Source organism: Streptosporangium sp. NPDC000239 (assembly GCF_040300765.1).
Classification (GTDB): Bacteria; Actinomycetota; Actinomycetes; order Streptosporangiales; family Streptosporangiaceae; genus Streptosporangium.
On record NZ_JBEPEI010000007.1, the window covers coordinates 135,848 to 150,337 of the forward strand.

8 protein-coding genes are annotated in these 14,490 nt (G+C 69.2%); 7 read left to right on the top strand and 1 reads right to left on the bottom strand.

What is annotated here, in order from left to right:
* Positions 1 to 414: 414 nt before the first annotated feature.
* The 6 genes from ABT340_RS19750 to ABT340_RS19775 are packed head-to-tail and all read left to right on the top strand — an operon-like array spanning position 415 to position 8,672.
* Positions 415 to 3,540 carry a non-ribosomal peptide synthetase gene (locus tag ABT340_RS19750; RefSeq protein ID WP_352012219.1) on the top strand — a complete coding sequence of 1,042 codons (3,126 nt, stop codon included), beginning with the start codon at positions 415 to 417 and terminating at the stop codon, positions 3,538 to 3,540.
* Between the two features lie 23 nt (positions 3,541 to 3,563).
* On the top strand, positions 3,564 to 4,514 hold the full coding sequence (locus ABT340_RS19755) for a fatty acid desaturase family protein (protein ID WP_352012220.1): 951 nt from the start codon (positions 3,564 to 3,566) through the stop codon (positions 4,512 to 4,514).
* A 28-nt stretch (positions 4,515 to 4,542) separates the two neighbouring features.
* Entirely contained in the window at positions 4,543 to 5,199 is a 657-nt protein-coding gene (locus ABT340_RS19760) for an N-acyl amino acid synthase FeeM domain-containing protein (RefSeq protein ID WP_352012221.1), read from the top strand.
* Complete coding sequence (locus ABT340_RS19765) at positions 5,171 to 6,904, top strand: aspartate aminotransferase family protein (protein ID WP_352012222.1); 1,734 nt, start codon at positions 5,171 to 5,173, stop codon at positions 6,902 to 6,904. The genes ABT340_RS19760 and ABT340_RS19765 overlap by 29 nt, the downstream gene beginning before the upstream one ends.
* Positions 6,870 to 8,372, top strand: a complete 1,503-nt coding sequence (locus ABT340_RS19770; protein WP_352012223.1) for an AMP-binding protein — start codon at positions 6,870 to 6,872, stop codon at positions 8,370 to 8,372. The genes ABT340_RS19765 and ABT340_RS19770 overlap by 35 nt, the downstream gene beginning before the upstream one ends.
* Before the next feature lie 54 nt (positions 8,373 to 8,426).
* Positions 8,427 to 8,672, top strand: coding sequence for a phosphopantetheine-binding protein (locus ABT340_RS19775; RefSeq protein ID WP_352012224.1), 246 nt, complete (start codon positions 8,427 to 8,429; stop codon positions 8,670 to 8,672).
* 140 nt (positions 8,673 to 8,812) lie between these two features.
* Here ABT340_RS19775 and ABT340_RS19780 read toward each other — a convergent pair whose 3' ends face one another.
* Positions 8,813 to 9,688, bottom strand: a complete 876-nt coding sequence (locus ABT340_RS19780) for a phenylalanine 4-monooxygenase (protein WP_352012225.1) — start codon at positions 9,686 to 9,688, stop codon at positions 8,813 to 8,815.
* Positions 9,689 to 10,221: 533 nt separating this feature from the next.
* On the opposite strand from ABT340_RS19780, the gene ABT340_RS19785 reads away from it, so the two are divergent.
* Positions 10,222 to 14,238, top strand: coding sequence for a non-ribosomal peptide synthetase (locus ABT340_RS19785; protein ID WP_352012226.1), 4,017 nt, complete (start codon positions 10,222 to 10,224; stop codon positions 14,236 to 14,238).
* The last annotated feature ends 252 nt before the right edge of the window (positions 14,239 to 14,490 follow it).

Below are 14,490 nucleotides of genomic sequence, written 5' to 3' on the forward strand. Positions count from 1 at the left end.
CGGGAGGCGAAAAACGAAGATCCGCATCCTTTAATGGCCTGCCTTCTATTTGTTGCTCTCCGTGGCCGTCCCGCCCTGATGTCCGGCTACATCTGGTTCATTTTTGTGAACCGTCTGTAATGAGGAGAAAGAGAAGGCACAAGACGTGCTGGTCAGCCGGGGAACATATCGTCACCAGCGACATACGGGCCGTATGGCACCCTTGACACGATCTGCTACGCGAAGGAAGTATGTCGATGTATGACTGATCTGAATTCATACAGTTAATCAGTTCGTCAAGGTGCCGGATCTAGTTGTCCGGCATTTAGTTCGCTGGGTCTGCCGAGTCGGCCCGCGCGGGATCCGCACGCACAGCTAATGCATTTTCGATGTCTATGGCCTGTGTCGGAAGGATGAATTTTGCTCGATCACGGGGTGGAAGAATGGCCGCTGCTCTCCGCGCAGCTGCGTACATGGATGGCTCAGTCGTCCGACCTGACGGACCCGACCAACTGCATCACCGACTGCCTGGAAATCCACGGGCCGGTGGACCCGGCCGTCATGCGGGCGGCGAACGAGCGGGTCGAGTACGAGGCCGAGGCGCTTCGCCTGCGCCTGGTGAGCACCGAGGACGGATACCGGCAGTACGTCGATCCCGCGGGTAACGCGCCACTCGTCTACCTCGACCTCAGCGCTGAGGCCGACCCCGTCGCGGAGGCGGACGCCTGGATGCAGGCCGACATGAGGCGGCCGATCGACCCACTCAGACTCTGCGGCGCGGCCCTGCTGAGGACCGCTGCGGACCGTTTCGTCCTCTACCGCCGGGTCCACCACGCCGTAGTGGACGGCTGGAGCCTCGCGCTCGTCCACAACCGCCTCGCCGCGGTCTACACCGCCCTGGCCGAGGGACGCGCGAGCGAGGACGGAGCCTTCCCCGCCTTCCAGGAACTTCTCAGCAGCGAGAAGCAGTACGAGGAGTCCAGGCGCTTCGAGACAGACCACGCCTACTGGCTCGCCAGGTTCGCCGACCGCCCCGATCCGGTACGGCTGGCAGGCCGGTCCTCCTCCGCCGTACGGATCGCCCACCGGCGCCGGGCCGACCTCGGCCCGGCCAGGATCGCAGGCCTGCGGGCGGCGGCCGACCGCTTCGGGGTGAGCTGGTCGGACCTGGCCACCGGGATCACAGCCGCCTACGTGGGCAGGATGACGAACGCGGACGAGGTCGTCCTCGGCATACCGGCGATGGCGCGGATGACCCCGCAGGTGCGGCGGGTACCCGGCATGACGACCAACGGCCTGCCGGTGCGCGTGCCGATGGTCCCCGGGACGAGCGTGGCCGACTTCGCCCGGCAGGTGTCGCTCGAACTGCGGCAGACGCTGAAGCACTCCCGTTACCCCTCGGCGGAGCTCGCCAGGGAGACGGGGCTGCTGGGAACGGGACGAAGGCTGTGGGGACAGGTCGTCAACGTCATGGACTTCGACTACGCGCTCGACTTCGCGGGCGCCACCGCGACCGTGCGCACCATCTCGCTCTCCGCCGCGGACGACCTGTCGGTGACCTTCTACCGGACGTCGGCGGACGACACGTTCGAGCTCATCGTCGACGCGCACCCCGAGATCCACAGCGTGGAGGAGACAGAGGCCCACCTGCGGCGTTTCCTCTTCTTCCTCGACTCTCTGGTGCGGGAGGAGCCGGGCACGCCCGTTCACGAGGTTCCGCTGGTCGACCCCGCGGAGCGGGCGCGGCTGCGCGAGTGGGGGACCGGGCCGGTCCACGAGATCCCGCCCACCGCGGTGCACGAGCTGGTCGAGGCATGGGCGGCGCGGACCGCGCGGGCCCCGGCGATCGAGTTCGAGGACACCGTGCTGAGCTTCGCCGAGGTGAACGAGCGGGCCAACCGGCTGGCACGGCATCTGCTGAGCCTGGGGGCGGGGCCCGGCCAGATCGTGGCCTTCGCGCTGCCGCGCTCGGCCGATCTCCACATCACCGCCCTGAGCGTGCTGAAGACCGGCGCCGCCTTCCTGCCGCTGGACCCGGCCTACCCCGCCGCCCGGCTCTCCTTCATGGTGGGCGACGCGAAACCGGCGCTGGTGGTGCTGAACTCCGTCACCGCGGGGCTCGCCGCGGAACTGGACGCACGGTGCCTGCTCCTGGACCACGCCGAGGTCGCCGAGGCCGTACGGACTCTGCCCGGACGGAACCTCACCGACGAGGAGCGCGGTGCCGTCTTCTCCCCGGACCAGCCCGCCTACGTCATCTACACCTCCGGTTCCACGGGTGTGCCGAAGGGCGTGGTGGTCAGGCACTCGGGAGTGGTCAACCTGGTGGCGGCCATGGTGGACCGCCTGGGTTCGGGACCGGGGACCCGTACCCTGCAGTTCGCGTCGTCCAGCTTCGACGCCTTCGTCGGCGAGATGACCCAGTCCCTGCTGAACGGCGGGACCCTGGTCTCGGCCGCCGCGGAGCGCCTGACCCCGGGCCCGGACCTCACCCGGCTGGTCACCGAGAAGCGGATCAACGACCTGGTGCTGCCGCCGTCGGCCCTGGAGGTCATGTCGCCGCAGGAATGGCCGGGCGGCACGACGGTTTCGATCGTGGGCGAGGCCGGGTCGCCGACCGTGATCGAACGGTGGAGCCCGGTCTGCACGCTGATCAACGGATACGGGCCGACCGAGGCGACGGTGTCGACGGCGATGAGCACCCGGCTGTCGCCGTCGCAGGCGGACGCCCCGCCGATCGGCAGGCCGTTGCGCAACGTGCGGGTCTACGTGCTCGACGACCGCATGGAACTCGTCCCGGCGGGCGCGGTCGGAGAACTGTACGTCGGTGGCGCCGGGGTGACCCTCGGCTATCTCGGCCGGGACGTCCTGACCGCCGAACGCTTCGGAGACGACCCGTTCGCCGATCCCGGCGCCCGGCTGTACCGCACCGGTGACCTCGTGCGCTGGACGGCGGACGGCGAGCTGACGTTCGTCGGCCGCAACGACGACCAGGTCAAGGTGCGGGGTTTCCGGATCGAGCTCGGCGAGATCGAGGCGGCCCTGGCCCGTTCCCCGGGGGTCGCCGGCGCGGCCGCCACGGTGTGGGGAGACCAGCCGGGAGACCGCAGGCTGGTGGCATACGTCGTGGCGGATCCCGGCGCGGAGCCGGACCCCGAACGTCTGCGCGCCAGGCTGGCCGCCGGGCTGCCCGCCCACCTGGTCCCGAGTGTGATCACGCGGATCGCCGGCCTGCCCCGTACGGCCAGCGGGAAACTCGACCGGAGGGCGCTGCCACCCCCGCAGCAGGTGACGGCGGTCGCGAGCCGTCCTCCGGTCTCCGCGCACGAGAGGCTCATGGTCGAGCTGTTCGCCGCGATCCTCGGAGCCGAACCGCCCGGGATCGACGACAGTTTCTTCGACCTCGGCGGGCACTCCCTGTCCGCCGTCCGCCTGCTCGCCCGAATCCGCAAGACGGTCGGCGTGGAGCTGACCGTGCGGGAGCTCTTCGACGCGCCCACGCCCGCCGGCCTGGCAGGACTCGTCGACGACGCGTTGCGGAAACAGACCGAAACCTCCTGACGGCCGAGGGAGATGGGGGAGAGATGGAATCCCAGGCGGATGAGACGGTTGCACCGGAAAGCGCCGCGGAACTCCGGGCCTCGCTGAAGCACCTGCGAACCGAGACCCGGGGGGCGATCTTCACGCTCAAGCTCCTGCTGTGCGGCGCCCTCACCACCGCCGGTCTGGTGCTCGCCCTGCAGCCCACGCCGTGGGCCAGGATCGCGGGTGTCGTCCTGATCGGCTGCATGTTCGCGCACGCCGCCGAACTTCAGCACGAGACCCTGCACAACCTGGCCTTCCGCAACAAGCGGGCCAACACGATCGCGGGAACCCTGCTCGGCCTGCCGATGCTCATCTCGTTCACCGCCTACCGGGTCGCCCACCTGCGGCACCATCGGTATCTGGGCACCGCGATGAACCGTGAGTTCTTCGACTACGGAGACCAGTACGGCGACGCGGAGGGCGGGTCCGGGTTCCGGCGCGCGATGGACTGGACGGCGCGGTTCACCATGTTCCACCACTACCGGTTGTTCCTGGTGAACCTGGGGCGTTCCCTGTTCGGCAGGGACTTCGACGGTGAGACCCGCACCGTCTCACGGCGTATCCGCTACGACCACCTCCTGATCCTGGCCGTGCTCGTCACGCTGACCGTCGTCTCGGTGGTGGCCGGCTCGCCGTTCATGCTCTGGGCCTGGCTGGTGCCGCTGCTGACCGTCGCTGCTCCGGTGCACGCCCTGATCGAGCTGCCCGAGCACCACGGCTGCGAGACGCTCAACGTGGACGTGTTCGCCAACACGCGGAGTGTCAGGTCCAACCGGCTGATGACGTGGTTCACCAACGGCAACAACTTCCACGTCGAGCATCACGTGATGCCGAACCTGCCGATCTCGCGGCTGCCGAACCTGCACGTCGAGATCCGTGACCGGCTCCACCACTTCCACACGGGCTATTTCGACTACTTCAAGAAGTTGATCATCGGACAGTCTCGCTGACCGGACGAACCGGTTGAATGGAGCAGAAATGAGCTCTGTCACCTTCCGTGTGGCACAGTCACAGGCCGACCGGGACGCCGTGCTCCGGCTGCGTGACGCCGTGTACGTCCAGGACCAGGGACGCCTCTCCGACGCCGCCGACACCGCCGACACCTTCGACCGGTTCGACGCCCACGCGGACTACATCGTCGCCTACCAGGGGGCGGAGGCGGTCGGGACGGTCAAGATCGTGCCGGATTCGGTGGCCGGTCTGCCGTGTGAGGACGTCGTGGACGTCACGGGCCTGCGAGCCGCAGGCCGGTTGGTCGAGTTCGGCCACCTGATGACCCTGCCCCAGGTCCGCCATCGCGAGATCGGGATGTCGCTGATGCGCCGGGGGCTGGTGCACAGCGTCACGAAACACGGCGCGACCCACGTCCTCGGCGACTTCTTCGCCGAGGCCGGAGGCGGGTTGCGAAGTTTCTACACCGAGATCGGCTTCGTCGCGCTGCACGAGCCGTACCGGGACGTCAGGTTCAGGGAGGCCCCGCTCAGCCTTGTCGCCGTACTCGACCTGGCGGGCGCCGCCGCGCGGGCCAGGACCGAGGCGGGGCGCGGCAACAGGCTCCTGCAGTACTTCTTCCACGACTACGACGACTACGCCAAGGGGAGCCGTGTTGCGGACACACCGTCAGGTGCTCGCTGAGTCCAAGGCGGCGCACAACCATCCCACCTACTCGAAGATGGCGTTCGTGATGGGCTGCGGAGTCCAGGGGCGGGGCTCCGGCAGCAGCGTGCTGGACGAGAACGGGCGCTCCTTTCTCGCGCTGTTCGACCAGTACGGCAACCAGTCGTTCGGCTACTCCAACGAGCGGCTCATCGCGGCGCTGCGGGACCAGCTCGACCTGGGCGTCCTGAACAGCACCAAGATCATGTTCGAGGAGGTGCAGATCCGCCTGACCGAACGCCTCTCCGAACTCACCGACGGCCGGCTGCCGTTCGCCTACCTGGCCAACGGCGGCGGCGAGACGATCGACAACGCCCTCAAGCTCGCCCGTGCCACGACCGGGCGTCCCAAGTTCGTCAGCGCCCGCGGCTGCTTCCACGGCAAGACCTTCGCCACCCTGAGCGCCTCGGCGCGACCCGAGCACGAGGTCCTGTTCGGGCCGTTCCTTGAGCGGTTCGAACTGGTCGACTTCGGCGACGTCGGGCAACTGGCGGCGGCCGTCGACGGCGAAACCGCCGCCGTCCTGCTGGAACCGGTCCAGGCGGAGGCCGGGGTGATCGTGCCGCCTCCCGGCTACCTGCGGGAGGCGCGCCGCCTGTGCGACGAGAACGGCGCCCTGTTGATCCTCGACGAGATGCAGACCGCCTTCGGCAGATGCGGTGCCTTCTTCGCCCATCAGCGGTTCGGCGTGGTCCCGGACATCGTCTGCATCGGCAAGGCGTTCGGCGGGGGCATGCTCCCGATCTCCGCCGTGCTGGGGACCGAGGCGGTGTGGGAGACGCTTCGGGCACTTCCCTCGACCTTCGGCTCCAGCCTGGGCGGCAACCCGTTGTCCTGCCGGATCGGCCTGGAGTCGATCGCCATCGCGACGGAGGAGGAGTTCCTCACCGGTGTCGGGGAGAAGGCCCGGGTGATCGGGGACCGGCTCGCACGGATCGTGGAACGCTTTCCCGAACTGGTCGCGGCCCATCGTGGCATGGGCATGATGCACGGCCTTGAGTTCCACGACGACTCGATCGCGGGGCTGGTGCTCGGCGGGCTGCTGGCGGCGGGCGTGACCTCCACCTACTCGCTGTACAACACCAGGGTGCTGCGGATCCAGCCACCGATGGTGATCTCGGAGGCCGACCTCGAACGCGGCCTGGAGACGCTGGAGGCCGTCCTGACCGAGGCCGCGGCCCACCGGGGGCGGCGGGACCGGCCCCAGACGGTGACGTCGCCGCTGACCCTGCGGGTCCGAAGCTCCCACCCCGCCCGGCAGGTTCTGGACCTGCTCCACGGCAGGCCGTACCTGCTCGATCCGTTCGCGGCGGACCCGGAGGCCGACGCGACGGCGGCGTCGGCGGAGGTGGAGTTCCGGGGGACCCTGGGTGACGACCACGTCGTGTGGGCCGACCGCGCGCGGCGGCTGGAGGACGGTGTCGCGCTGCGGGCCGACCCCTGCTGGCTGTGGGCCTCGCTCGAACGGTCGGTGCGGGTCCGGCAGCCGGTCGAGGACGACGGATGCGAGCTGGAGATCCGGATCGAGTGGGACACCGGCAGCGGCGGCTACGAATCCATGATCGGCGGACGGATCGGTTTCTTCGTCACCCGGCGGCTCACCGACCTCGTCGCGAGCCTGGAACGGACGTTGGAGAAGGAGGGCAGGAATGAGGCTTCACGAACTCGCCGACCGCTACCGTGACAACGCCTCGGCGGTCGTCGTGGAGATCGACTCCACGGGCCGCCGGCGTGAGGTGACACACCGGCGGCTCCACGACCTGGCGGTGCTGTACGCCGATCGGCTGACCGCCGCCGGGGTACGGCCGGGCCACGTGGTGGGCATCCGCGCGGGCAACGGCATCGACTGGGTGCTCTGGGACCTCGCCGCCATGATGACCGGCGCCGTGCTCAAGGCGTTCGCGGACGAGACCGTGATCGGTGACCCCGGCGAGTTCGTCACCCGTCACGGACTGGCGCTGCTCGTCACGGACGCCGAGGTGACGTCCGGCCACCCCGCCCTGGTGAGGCCGGACGGCGTGCCCGGGGTGGACGTCGTACCGGCCGACGCCCCCCGGGGCGAGCCGGGCGACCTGCACAGCCTCGTCTTCTCCTCGGGCACCTCGGGCCTGCTCAAGGGGCTCAACGTCAGCCGGAAGGGTACCGAGTACGTCATCAGCCGTTTCATCGAGTGTTTCGGCGTCGGTGCGGATGACCGGCATGTGATCTTCCTGCCGCTGTCCAACTACCAGCAGCGGTTGTCGGTCTACTGCTGCCTGTGGATCGGGGCCGACGTGGTGCTGGCGCCCTACCAGCGGATATTCGGTGTGGTCAGGGACGAACGGCCGACCTTCCTGATCGCCCCGCCCGTCTTCTACGACACCGCGCTCCAGCTCTTCCACAAGACCGGCGGGGGCTCACTCGGTGACTTCCTGGGCGGCGGAATCCGCTTCATGATCACTGGAATGGCGCCCATCCGGCGGGAGACCCTGGAGGCCTACTGGGCTCAGGGGGTGCGGCTGCTGGAGGCCTACGGCATGACCGAGTCCGGAATGATCGCCTGGAACACGCAGGAGGAGCACCGGCTGGGCAGCGTGGGCAAGCTGATCGACCCGGAGGCCGTGACCTTCCTGCCCGACGGCGAGTTGCTGGTCCACCGCCCCGCCCCGCTCAGCACCGGCTACTTCGACACGGCAGGCGCGGCCGACGAGACCTACCGTCCCGACGGGACGATCGTGACGGGCGACTACGGGACGCTGGACGACGACGGCTTCCTCACCCTGCTGGGCCGCAAGAAGGACGTGATCGTCCTCGACAGCGGCCGCAAGGTGCACCCGGCCGAGATCGAGTCCCTGTTCGCCGGCGTCGAGGGGGTCGTCGAACTGCTCGTGGTCCCGACTCCGAGAACCGGCAGGCTCGGGGCTATCGTCACCCCGGCGAACCCGAAGGACGACGCGTTGGTCTTGTCGATCCGTGAGCGGATCGACAAGACCAACCAGTCGCTTGAGTCCCATCAACGGATCACGTCGCTGGTCTTCTCCGACCGGCCCCTGCGGAACGACCCCCGCTACATGACCGCCAACCTGAAGCTGAGCCGGCCGCTCGCGGCGGCGTACTTCGCCGAAGCCGCGCAGGCCAGGCGGCAGGAGCGGGCCGCGGAACACGGCCGGTGACGGTTCCGCACGGGAAACAGTCCTGCACGAAGGAACAGAGGAAGGGAACCGCGCATGGGCTTTGACATGACCGCCCTGGAGAACGACCTCGTCGGCTGGGTGGCCAGGTGGAACGAGGAGACGGATCTCGTCGTCGAGGCGGACACCAACCTTCAAGGGGCCGGGCTGCTCGACTCCATGGCCCTGGTCGCGCTCGTGGCCTACCTGGAGGACCAGACCGACACCTCCTTCGACTTCGGATCGTTCAACTCCAGCGGAGGTGTCACCATCCGCGACCTCATCAAGCACTGCGTCGGATGACGGTCCACGACGCTCGCCGCCATCCCGTGCCCCACCGCCCCGCTCCACACCGGTGCGGAGCGGGGCGCGCACGGGATGACGGTGCCCACCCGCGTACGGCGCGACCGTCCGGATCCTCGGGGAGCGGGACGGGGACGTTCTCAGGTGGTGGCGAGCGGGTCCGCGTCACTCACGGTGATCAGGAACGTCGACAGGAACTCCTCCATGTGCGCGAAGGAGTCGGCGCAGAAGAGCACGGGCTGGTACTGCTCGACCAGATAGCCCTGACCGGCCATGGACGCCACGTCCAGCGGCCTGATGTCGGCCTCCTGGAAGCGCTCCAGCTCGGCACAGGAGGAGAGCAGACTGGCTCCGCACGCCTTGATCTCCCCGTCCTCCCTGACCAGGCCGTACTCCATGGCGAACCAGAAGACGCTGGAGACCATGCCGACGGCCTCCTTGGAGCGCAGCCGGCGAACCGCCTTCCCGAACAGCTCATAGAGGTCGGCCAGCCGCTGGGCCGACAGATGACTGCCGTGACCGACCACCTCGTGGATCATGTCGGGTTCCGGGGAGAAACGCGGCATGGAGAAGTGCCGGATGTACTGGGTCGCCTGGAAGCGGCGGTCGGCCAGCGAACCGTAGAAGTCACGGACCTCCACCAGGCCGGCGGCCGGGCTGAAGCGGAATCCGGTCGCCTCGTTGATCGCGGCGGAGGCCTCGCCGAGCTGCGGCAACCGGTCGTCCGGGAGCGCCAGGCGTTCCTTGCCCGCGAGGAACTCCCGGCAGGCGTGCCGCCGGTGTTTCTCGGCGAGTTCGGCGTTCACCAGGCGCCAGGTCGCGTGCTCCTCCTCGGTGTAGACGACGTCCGGCACGGGCTGCCCGGGAACGTACCGCAGGGCGGCCTCGGCGATCCCCGCCCGGTGCCTCTGGTACTCCGGGTCGTCATATCCAGGGTGGTCCTTGGCGAACACTACGGAGACAATTCCCCGCTCATCCTTGATGACGGGGGAGTAGAGGGTCGCTTCCTTGGACATCGGAGGTTCCTCTCGTCGGTGCTCGAATTTCCGCTACGGCGTTCGGGTCACTCTCGTGGAATTATCGCGATTTCCGGTGAGCATATGCAGAAATAATAACAACTCGATCCCGAAATGGAAGACCGGTTCGCAGAAAAATCGCGACCCCCGCACCCGGGAACGCACACCCGGACACGGAATGAATCATTGCCTTTCTTCTGGGTGGAAATGTGGATCGTGAAGAGAGAACGACGGGGTTCCCCCACCGGCGGCCATTGGGCGAATGCCGCCTTCACCTGCGAATACTTCGCCGTTCACCCGTGAGTCCATGTCGTTCGGCAATGACCTGCCTTCGCTCCGTCGCGGCCCGTACAAGCGAATCAGGACCGGAACCCGGAATATCGCCGACAGAATCACCGGGCCCGCACACCATTTCATTGAGAATTACCGGGACGGCATCGGCCCGGACATCGGAGTCTCCGGCGCCGCGCATTCGAGGCCGGAACGGCAATTCGCCGGACTTTCGCGATTCGACCGACTGACAGGGGGCGGACATGACGGAAACCAGGCCGGGGAGGCCCGGAGCGGAGGAACCCGCGGCCGTTCACCCTCGTCCGGCGGCCCTGCCTCTCTCCTACTCCCAGCGCCGCCTGTGGTTCCTGCACCGGATGGACGGGCCGAGCGCCACCTACAACCTGCCTCTGGTCGTGCGGCTACGAGGCGAACTGGACCGCGAGGCGTTCCTCGCGGCGGTACGCGACCTGGTGGCCCGGCACGAATCCCTGCGCACCCACTTCGCCGAGCAGGACGGCGAACCCGTCCAGCGGATCGTCCCGGCGGATCAGGCACGGGTGAGGGTGGAGTTCACCGAGTGCGGGGCGGACGAGATCGACGCCGCGGTCGCCGAAGTCCTCGGCCACCGCTTCGACATCTCGGCCGAACTCCCCGTGCGATCGAAGGTGATTCGCACCGGCCCCGCGGAACAGATCCTGGTGATGGTGGTCCACCACATCGCGGGTGACGGCTGGTCGCTGGCACCGCTCAGCGCGGACCTGTCGCTGGCCTACGCCGCCCGGCGCTCGGGGCGGGAACCAGGGTGGGAACCGCTGCCGGTCCAGTACGCCGACTACGCGCTGTGGCAGCGGGAAAGGCTGGGGGACCCGCGGGATCCGGAGAGCCGGATCTCCGTCCGGCTGGCCTTCTGGCGTGACGCGCTGGCGGGGCTGCCGGAGGAGCTGTCGCTCCCGGCCGACCGCCCCCGACCGGCCAAGGCGACCTACCGGGGCGGCGAGGTCCCGTTCCGGACGGACGCCTGGACGCACATGGACCTGCTGGAGCTGGCGCACCGCCATCGGGCGACCGTGTTCATGGTGCTACAGGCGGCGCTGGCCGTGCTGCTGACCCGTTCGGGCGGTGGAACGGACATCCCCATCGGCGTGGCGACGGCGGGCCGCGACGCGGAGGCCCTGGAGGACCTGGTCGGATTCTTCGTGAACACCCTCGTGCTGCGCACCGACACCTCGGGGCGGCCGACCTTCGACGAGCTCCTGCGGCGGGTGCGCGACGCCGATCTGGCGGCGTACGAGCACCGGGACCTTCCCTTCGAGCAACTGGTCGAGCATCTGCAGCCTGCCCGGTCGCTGTCCCGGCACCCGCTGTTCCAGGTGTTCCTCTCGCCCGCCGTGGGTGAGGCGCCGAACCTCCACCTGGAGGGGCTCCAGAGCGTTCCCCATCCGACCGAGAGCGGCACGGCGAAGTTCGACCTGACCCTCTATCTGGGCGAACGGCACAGCGCGGACGGCTCCCCGCTGGGACTCACCGGGACGCTGGAGTACAGCGCCGACCTGTTCGACAGGGCGACCGCGCTCGCCCTGTCGGCGCGGCTGTCCCGCCTGCTGGAGTCGGTCGCGGCGGATCCCGGGCAGCCGATCGACCAGATCGAGCTGCTCACTCCGCCGGAGCGGCACAGGTTGCTCAGGCAGTGGAACGACACGGCCAGAGCGCTGCCGCGCGCCGACGTCGTCGAGCTGATCGAACGGCAGGTGGAACGCTCGCCCGGCCGCACCGCGGTCATCTGCGAAGGAGCCGCGACGAGCTACGCCGAGCTCAACGAACGGGCGAACAGGCTGGCCCGGTACCTGCTGGAGCGGGGCGCGGGCCCCGAGCGCTACGTGGCGCTGGCGCTGGCCCGTTCCGAGTGGACGCCGGTGGTCCTCCTCGCGGTGCTCAAGACCGGCGCCGCCTATCTGCCGATCGCCCCCGGCACCCCGGCGGACCGGGTGGCCTTCATGCTGGATGAGACCCGGCCGCTCATCCTCCTCACCGACACCCACACCGCGCAGGAGGGGACCGGAGCCGTCCGGCGCGTCGTCCTCGACGACCACGCCACCGTGGCCGGCATGGCCGGGCACTCGGCGGAGAACCTCACCCGTTCCGACCTGCCGGCACCGGTGACCTCCGACACCGTCGCCTACCTCGTCTACACCTCCGGCTCCACGGGGCGGCCCAAGGGCGTCGCGGCCACCAGGGGAGGACTGCTGAACTACCTCTCCGACCTGCGGGAGAGGTTTCCCCTCGGGGCCGGGGACACGGTGCTCGCGACCACCAACCTCGCCTTCGACGTCGCCGGGCAGGAGCTGTACCTTCCGTTGCTCAGCGGGGCGACGGTGGTGGTCGCCCCGGCGGAGGCCGTACGCGATCCTCACCAGGTGGGCGTGCTGATCCGCCGTCACTCGATCAGCCTCGCGTCGGGCACGCCCGGACTGTGGGAGATGGTGCGTACGGCGGATCCCGAAGCGCTCCGGGACCTGCTCATCGTGATCGGCGGAGACCGGTTGCCGCGGAAGCTGGCCGTGTGCGGGGCACGTGTCGTCAACGCCTACGGCCCCACGGAGACGACCGTCTATTCGGCCTTCGCGCCGGTCGACACGGGCCCGGACGGGCGTCCCGGGGACCCGCCGATCGGGCGGCCGATGGCCAACACCCAGATCTACGTGCTGGACGCGCGCCTGCGGCCCGTCCCCGCCGGAACCCCCGGCGAGCTGTACATCGCCGGGGCCGGAGTCGCCCGGGGCTATCTGAACCGTCCCGGCCTGACGGCCGAGCGGTTCGTCGCCGACCCCTTCGGACCGGCGGGCACCCGGATGTACCGCACGGGAGACCTGGCGCGATGGGCGTCCGACGGGCAGCTGGAGTTCCTCGGGCGGACCGACCACCAGGTGAAGATCCGTGGCTTCCGTATCGAACCGGGGGAGATCGAGGCCGCGCTGACGGACGACCCCCGGATCGACCAGGCCGTCGTGCTGGCCCGCGCGGGGGAGCGGGCGGAGGACGAGCGGAGGCTGGTCGGTTACGTCGTCCCCGTGGGCGGGAACGGCCTGGACCTCGCCGAGGTGCGGGCCCGGCTGGCCGGACGGGTGCCGGAGTACATGGTGCCGTCGGCCCTGGTGGTGCTCGACGCCCTGCCGCTGACCACGAACGGCAAGATCGACCGTACGGCGCTGCCCGCGCCCGGTCCCGCCGGCGACCTCGTCCCGTCCCGCCCGCACACCGCCCGGGAGGAGGTCCTGAGCGGGATATTCGCGGAGGTCCTGGGGCTGCCCGCGGTCGGGGCGGACGACGGGTTCTTCGAACTGGGAGGCCACTCCATGCTGGCCGTCCGCCTGGTGAGCCGGATCGCGGAGGTGCTGGGGGTCGAGCTCGGGGTGCGTGCGATCTTCGACCATCCGACCGTCGCGCTCCTGGAACGGCACCTCATCCGGGGTGGCCCGCCCGACGACCTCGGCGCCGTGCTGGCCTACCGTCCCCGGGGAGAGCGCGCGCCGATCTTCCTGGTTCCCGCGATCAACGGCCTGGGCTGGTGTTACTCGGCACTGATCAGCCATCTGCCGCCGGACCACCCGGTCTACGCCCTGCAGGACCCCCGCCTTCTCGGCGGGCGTTCGGCGCTGTCCGTCACGGACCTGGCGGAGGCGTTGCTGCGGCAGATGCGGGAGATCCACCCTGCCGGGCCCTGCGTCATCGTCGGCTGGTCGTTCGGCGGCGTGGTCGGGCAGCAGATCGCCGTGGAGCTCGAAGGCCGGGGCGAGGAGGTGGCCCTGCTCGTGCTCTTCGACTCCTTCCCCGGCGGCGCGGGAGACGGCGTCGTGCGGGACGGCGTGGCGGACGTGCTGCACCTCGCCTTCGGCGGGATCACCGCACCGGGCTGGAACGGGCCGTACCGTCCACCGGCGGCAGAGCTCGCCACGGTGCTGCGGGAGTCGGGGAGCTCCCTGGGGACGCTGGAGGAGAAGGTGATCGAGGACCTTGTCTCGATCACCGAGGAGAACGTCCGGGCCATGGCCGAACACCGGTCGCGGAGCTTCCACGGCCCCGTCCTGTTCTTCGACGCCTCACCGGAGCCGGGTCACGACGGCCTGGCCTCCGAGGCGTGGCGGGAGACGCTCAAGGGGCCGGTCGAGACACACCGGATCGAGGCCGGGCACATGGACGTGCTGAAGGCCGACGCGACGCGTGTCACGGGGCCGATCCTGGGGGCCAGGATCCGTGACGCCGGCCTGGCGGCTTCGTGACGGGCCGGTCGCCGCGCCCCCCTCCGGCGCGGTTCACCGCCATATCACCTGTTCAGCCGGATACGCGAAAACAGAAGTGATAACAACGTTGACTTTGAGTCTGACCACCTTGTAATGTCAAATGCGGATTAATCGCAAATATTGCGGACGCGAACTATCAATTTCATTGATGTGGAATTGTCCGGATGCGGTGGTGCGGCATTCACCTCACCCTCCGCGCGAAACGGAATACGGTTCGCACAAGTCCCGAAA

Excerpts from the sequence above, each read along its gene's own strand:
- ABT340_RS19770 (WP_352012223.1), top strand. The coding sequence starts at position 6,870 with ATGAGGCTTCACGAACTCGCCGACCGCTACCGTGACAACGCCTCGGCG.
- ABT340_RS19760 (WP_352012221.1), top strand. The coding sequence starts at position 4,543 with ATGAGCTCTGTCACCTTCCGTGTGGCACAGTCACAGGCCGACCGGGAC.
- ABT340_RS19785 (WP_352012226.1), top strand. The coding sequence starts at position 10,222 with ATGACGGAAACCAGGCCGGGGAGGCCCGGAGCGGAGGAACCCGCGGCC.
- ABT340_RS19775 (WP_352012224.1), top strand. The coding sequence starts at position 8,427 with ATGGGCTTTGACATGACCGCCCTGGAGAACGACCTCGTCGGCTGGGTG.
- ABT340_RS19780 (WP_352012225.1), bottom strand. The coding sequence starts at position 9,688 with ATGTCCAAGGAAGCGACCCTCTACTCCCCCGTCATCAAGGATGAGCGG.
- ABT340_RS19755 (WP_352012220.1), top strand. The coding sequence starts at position 3,564 with ATGGAATCCCAGGCGGATGAGACGGTTGCACCGGAAAGCGCCGCGGAA.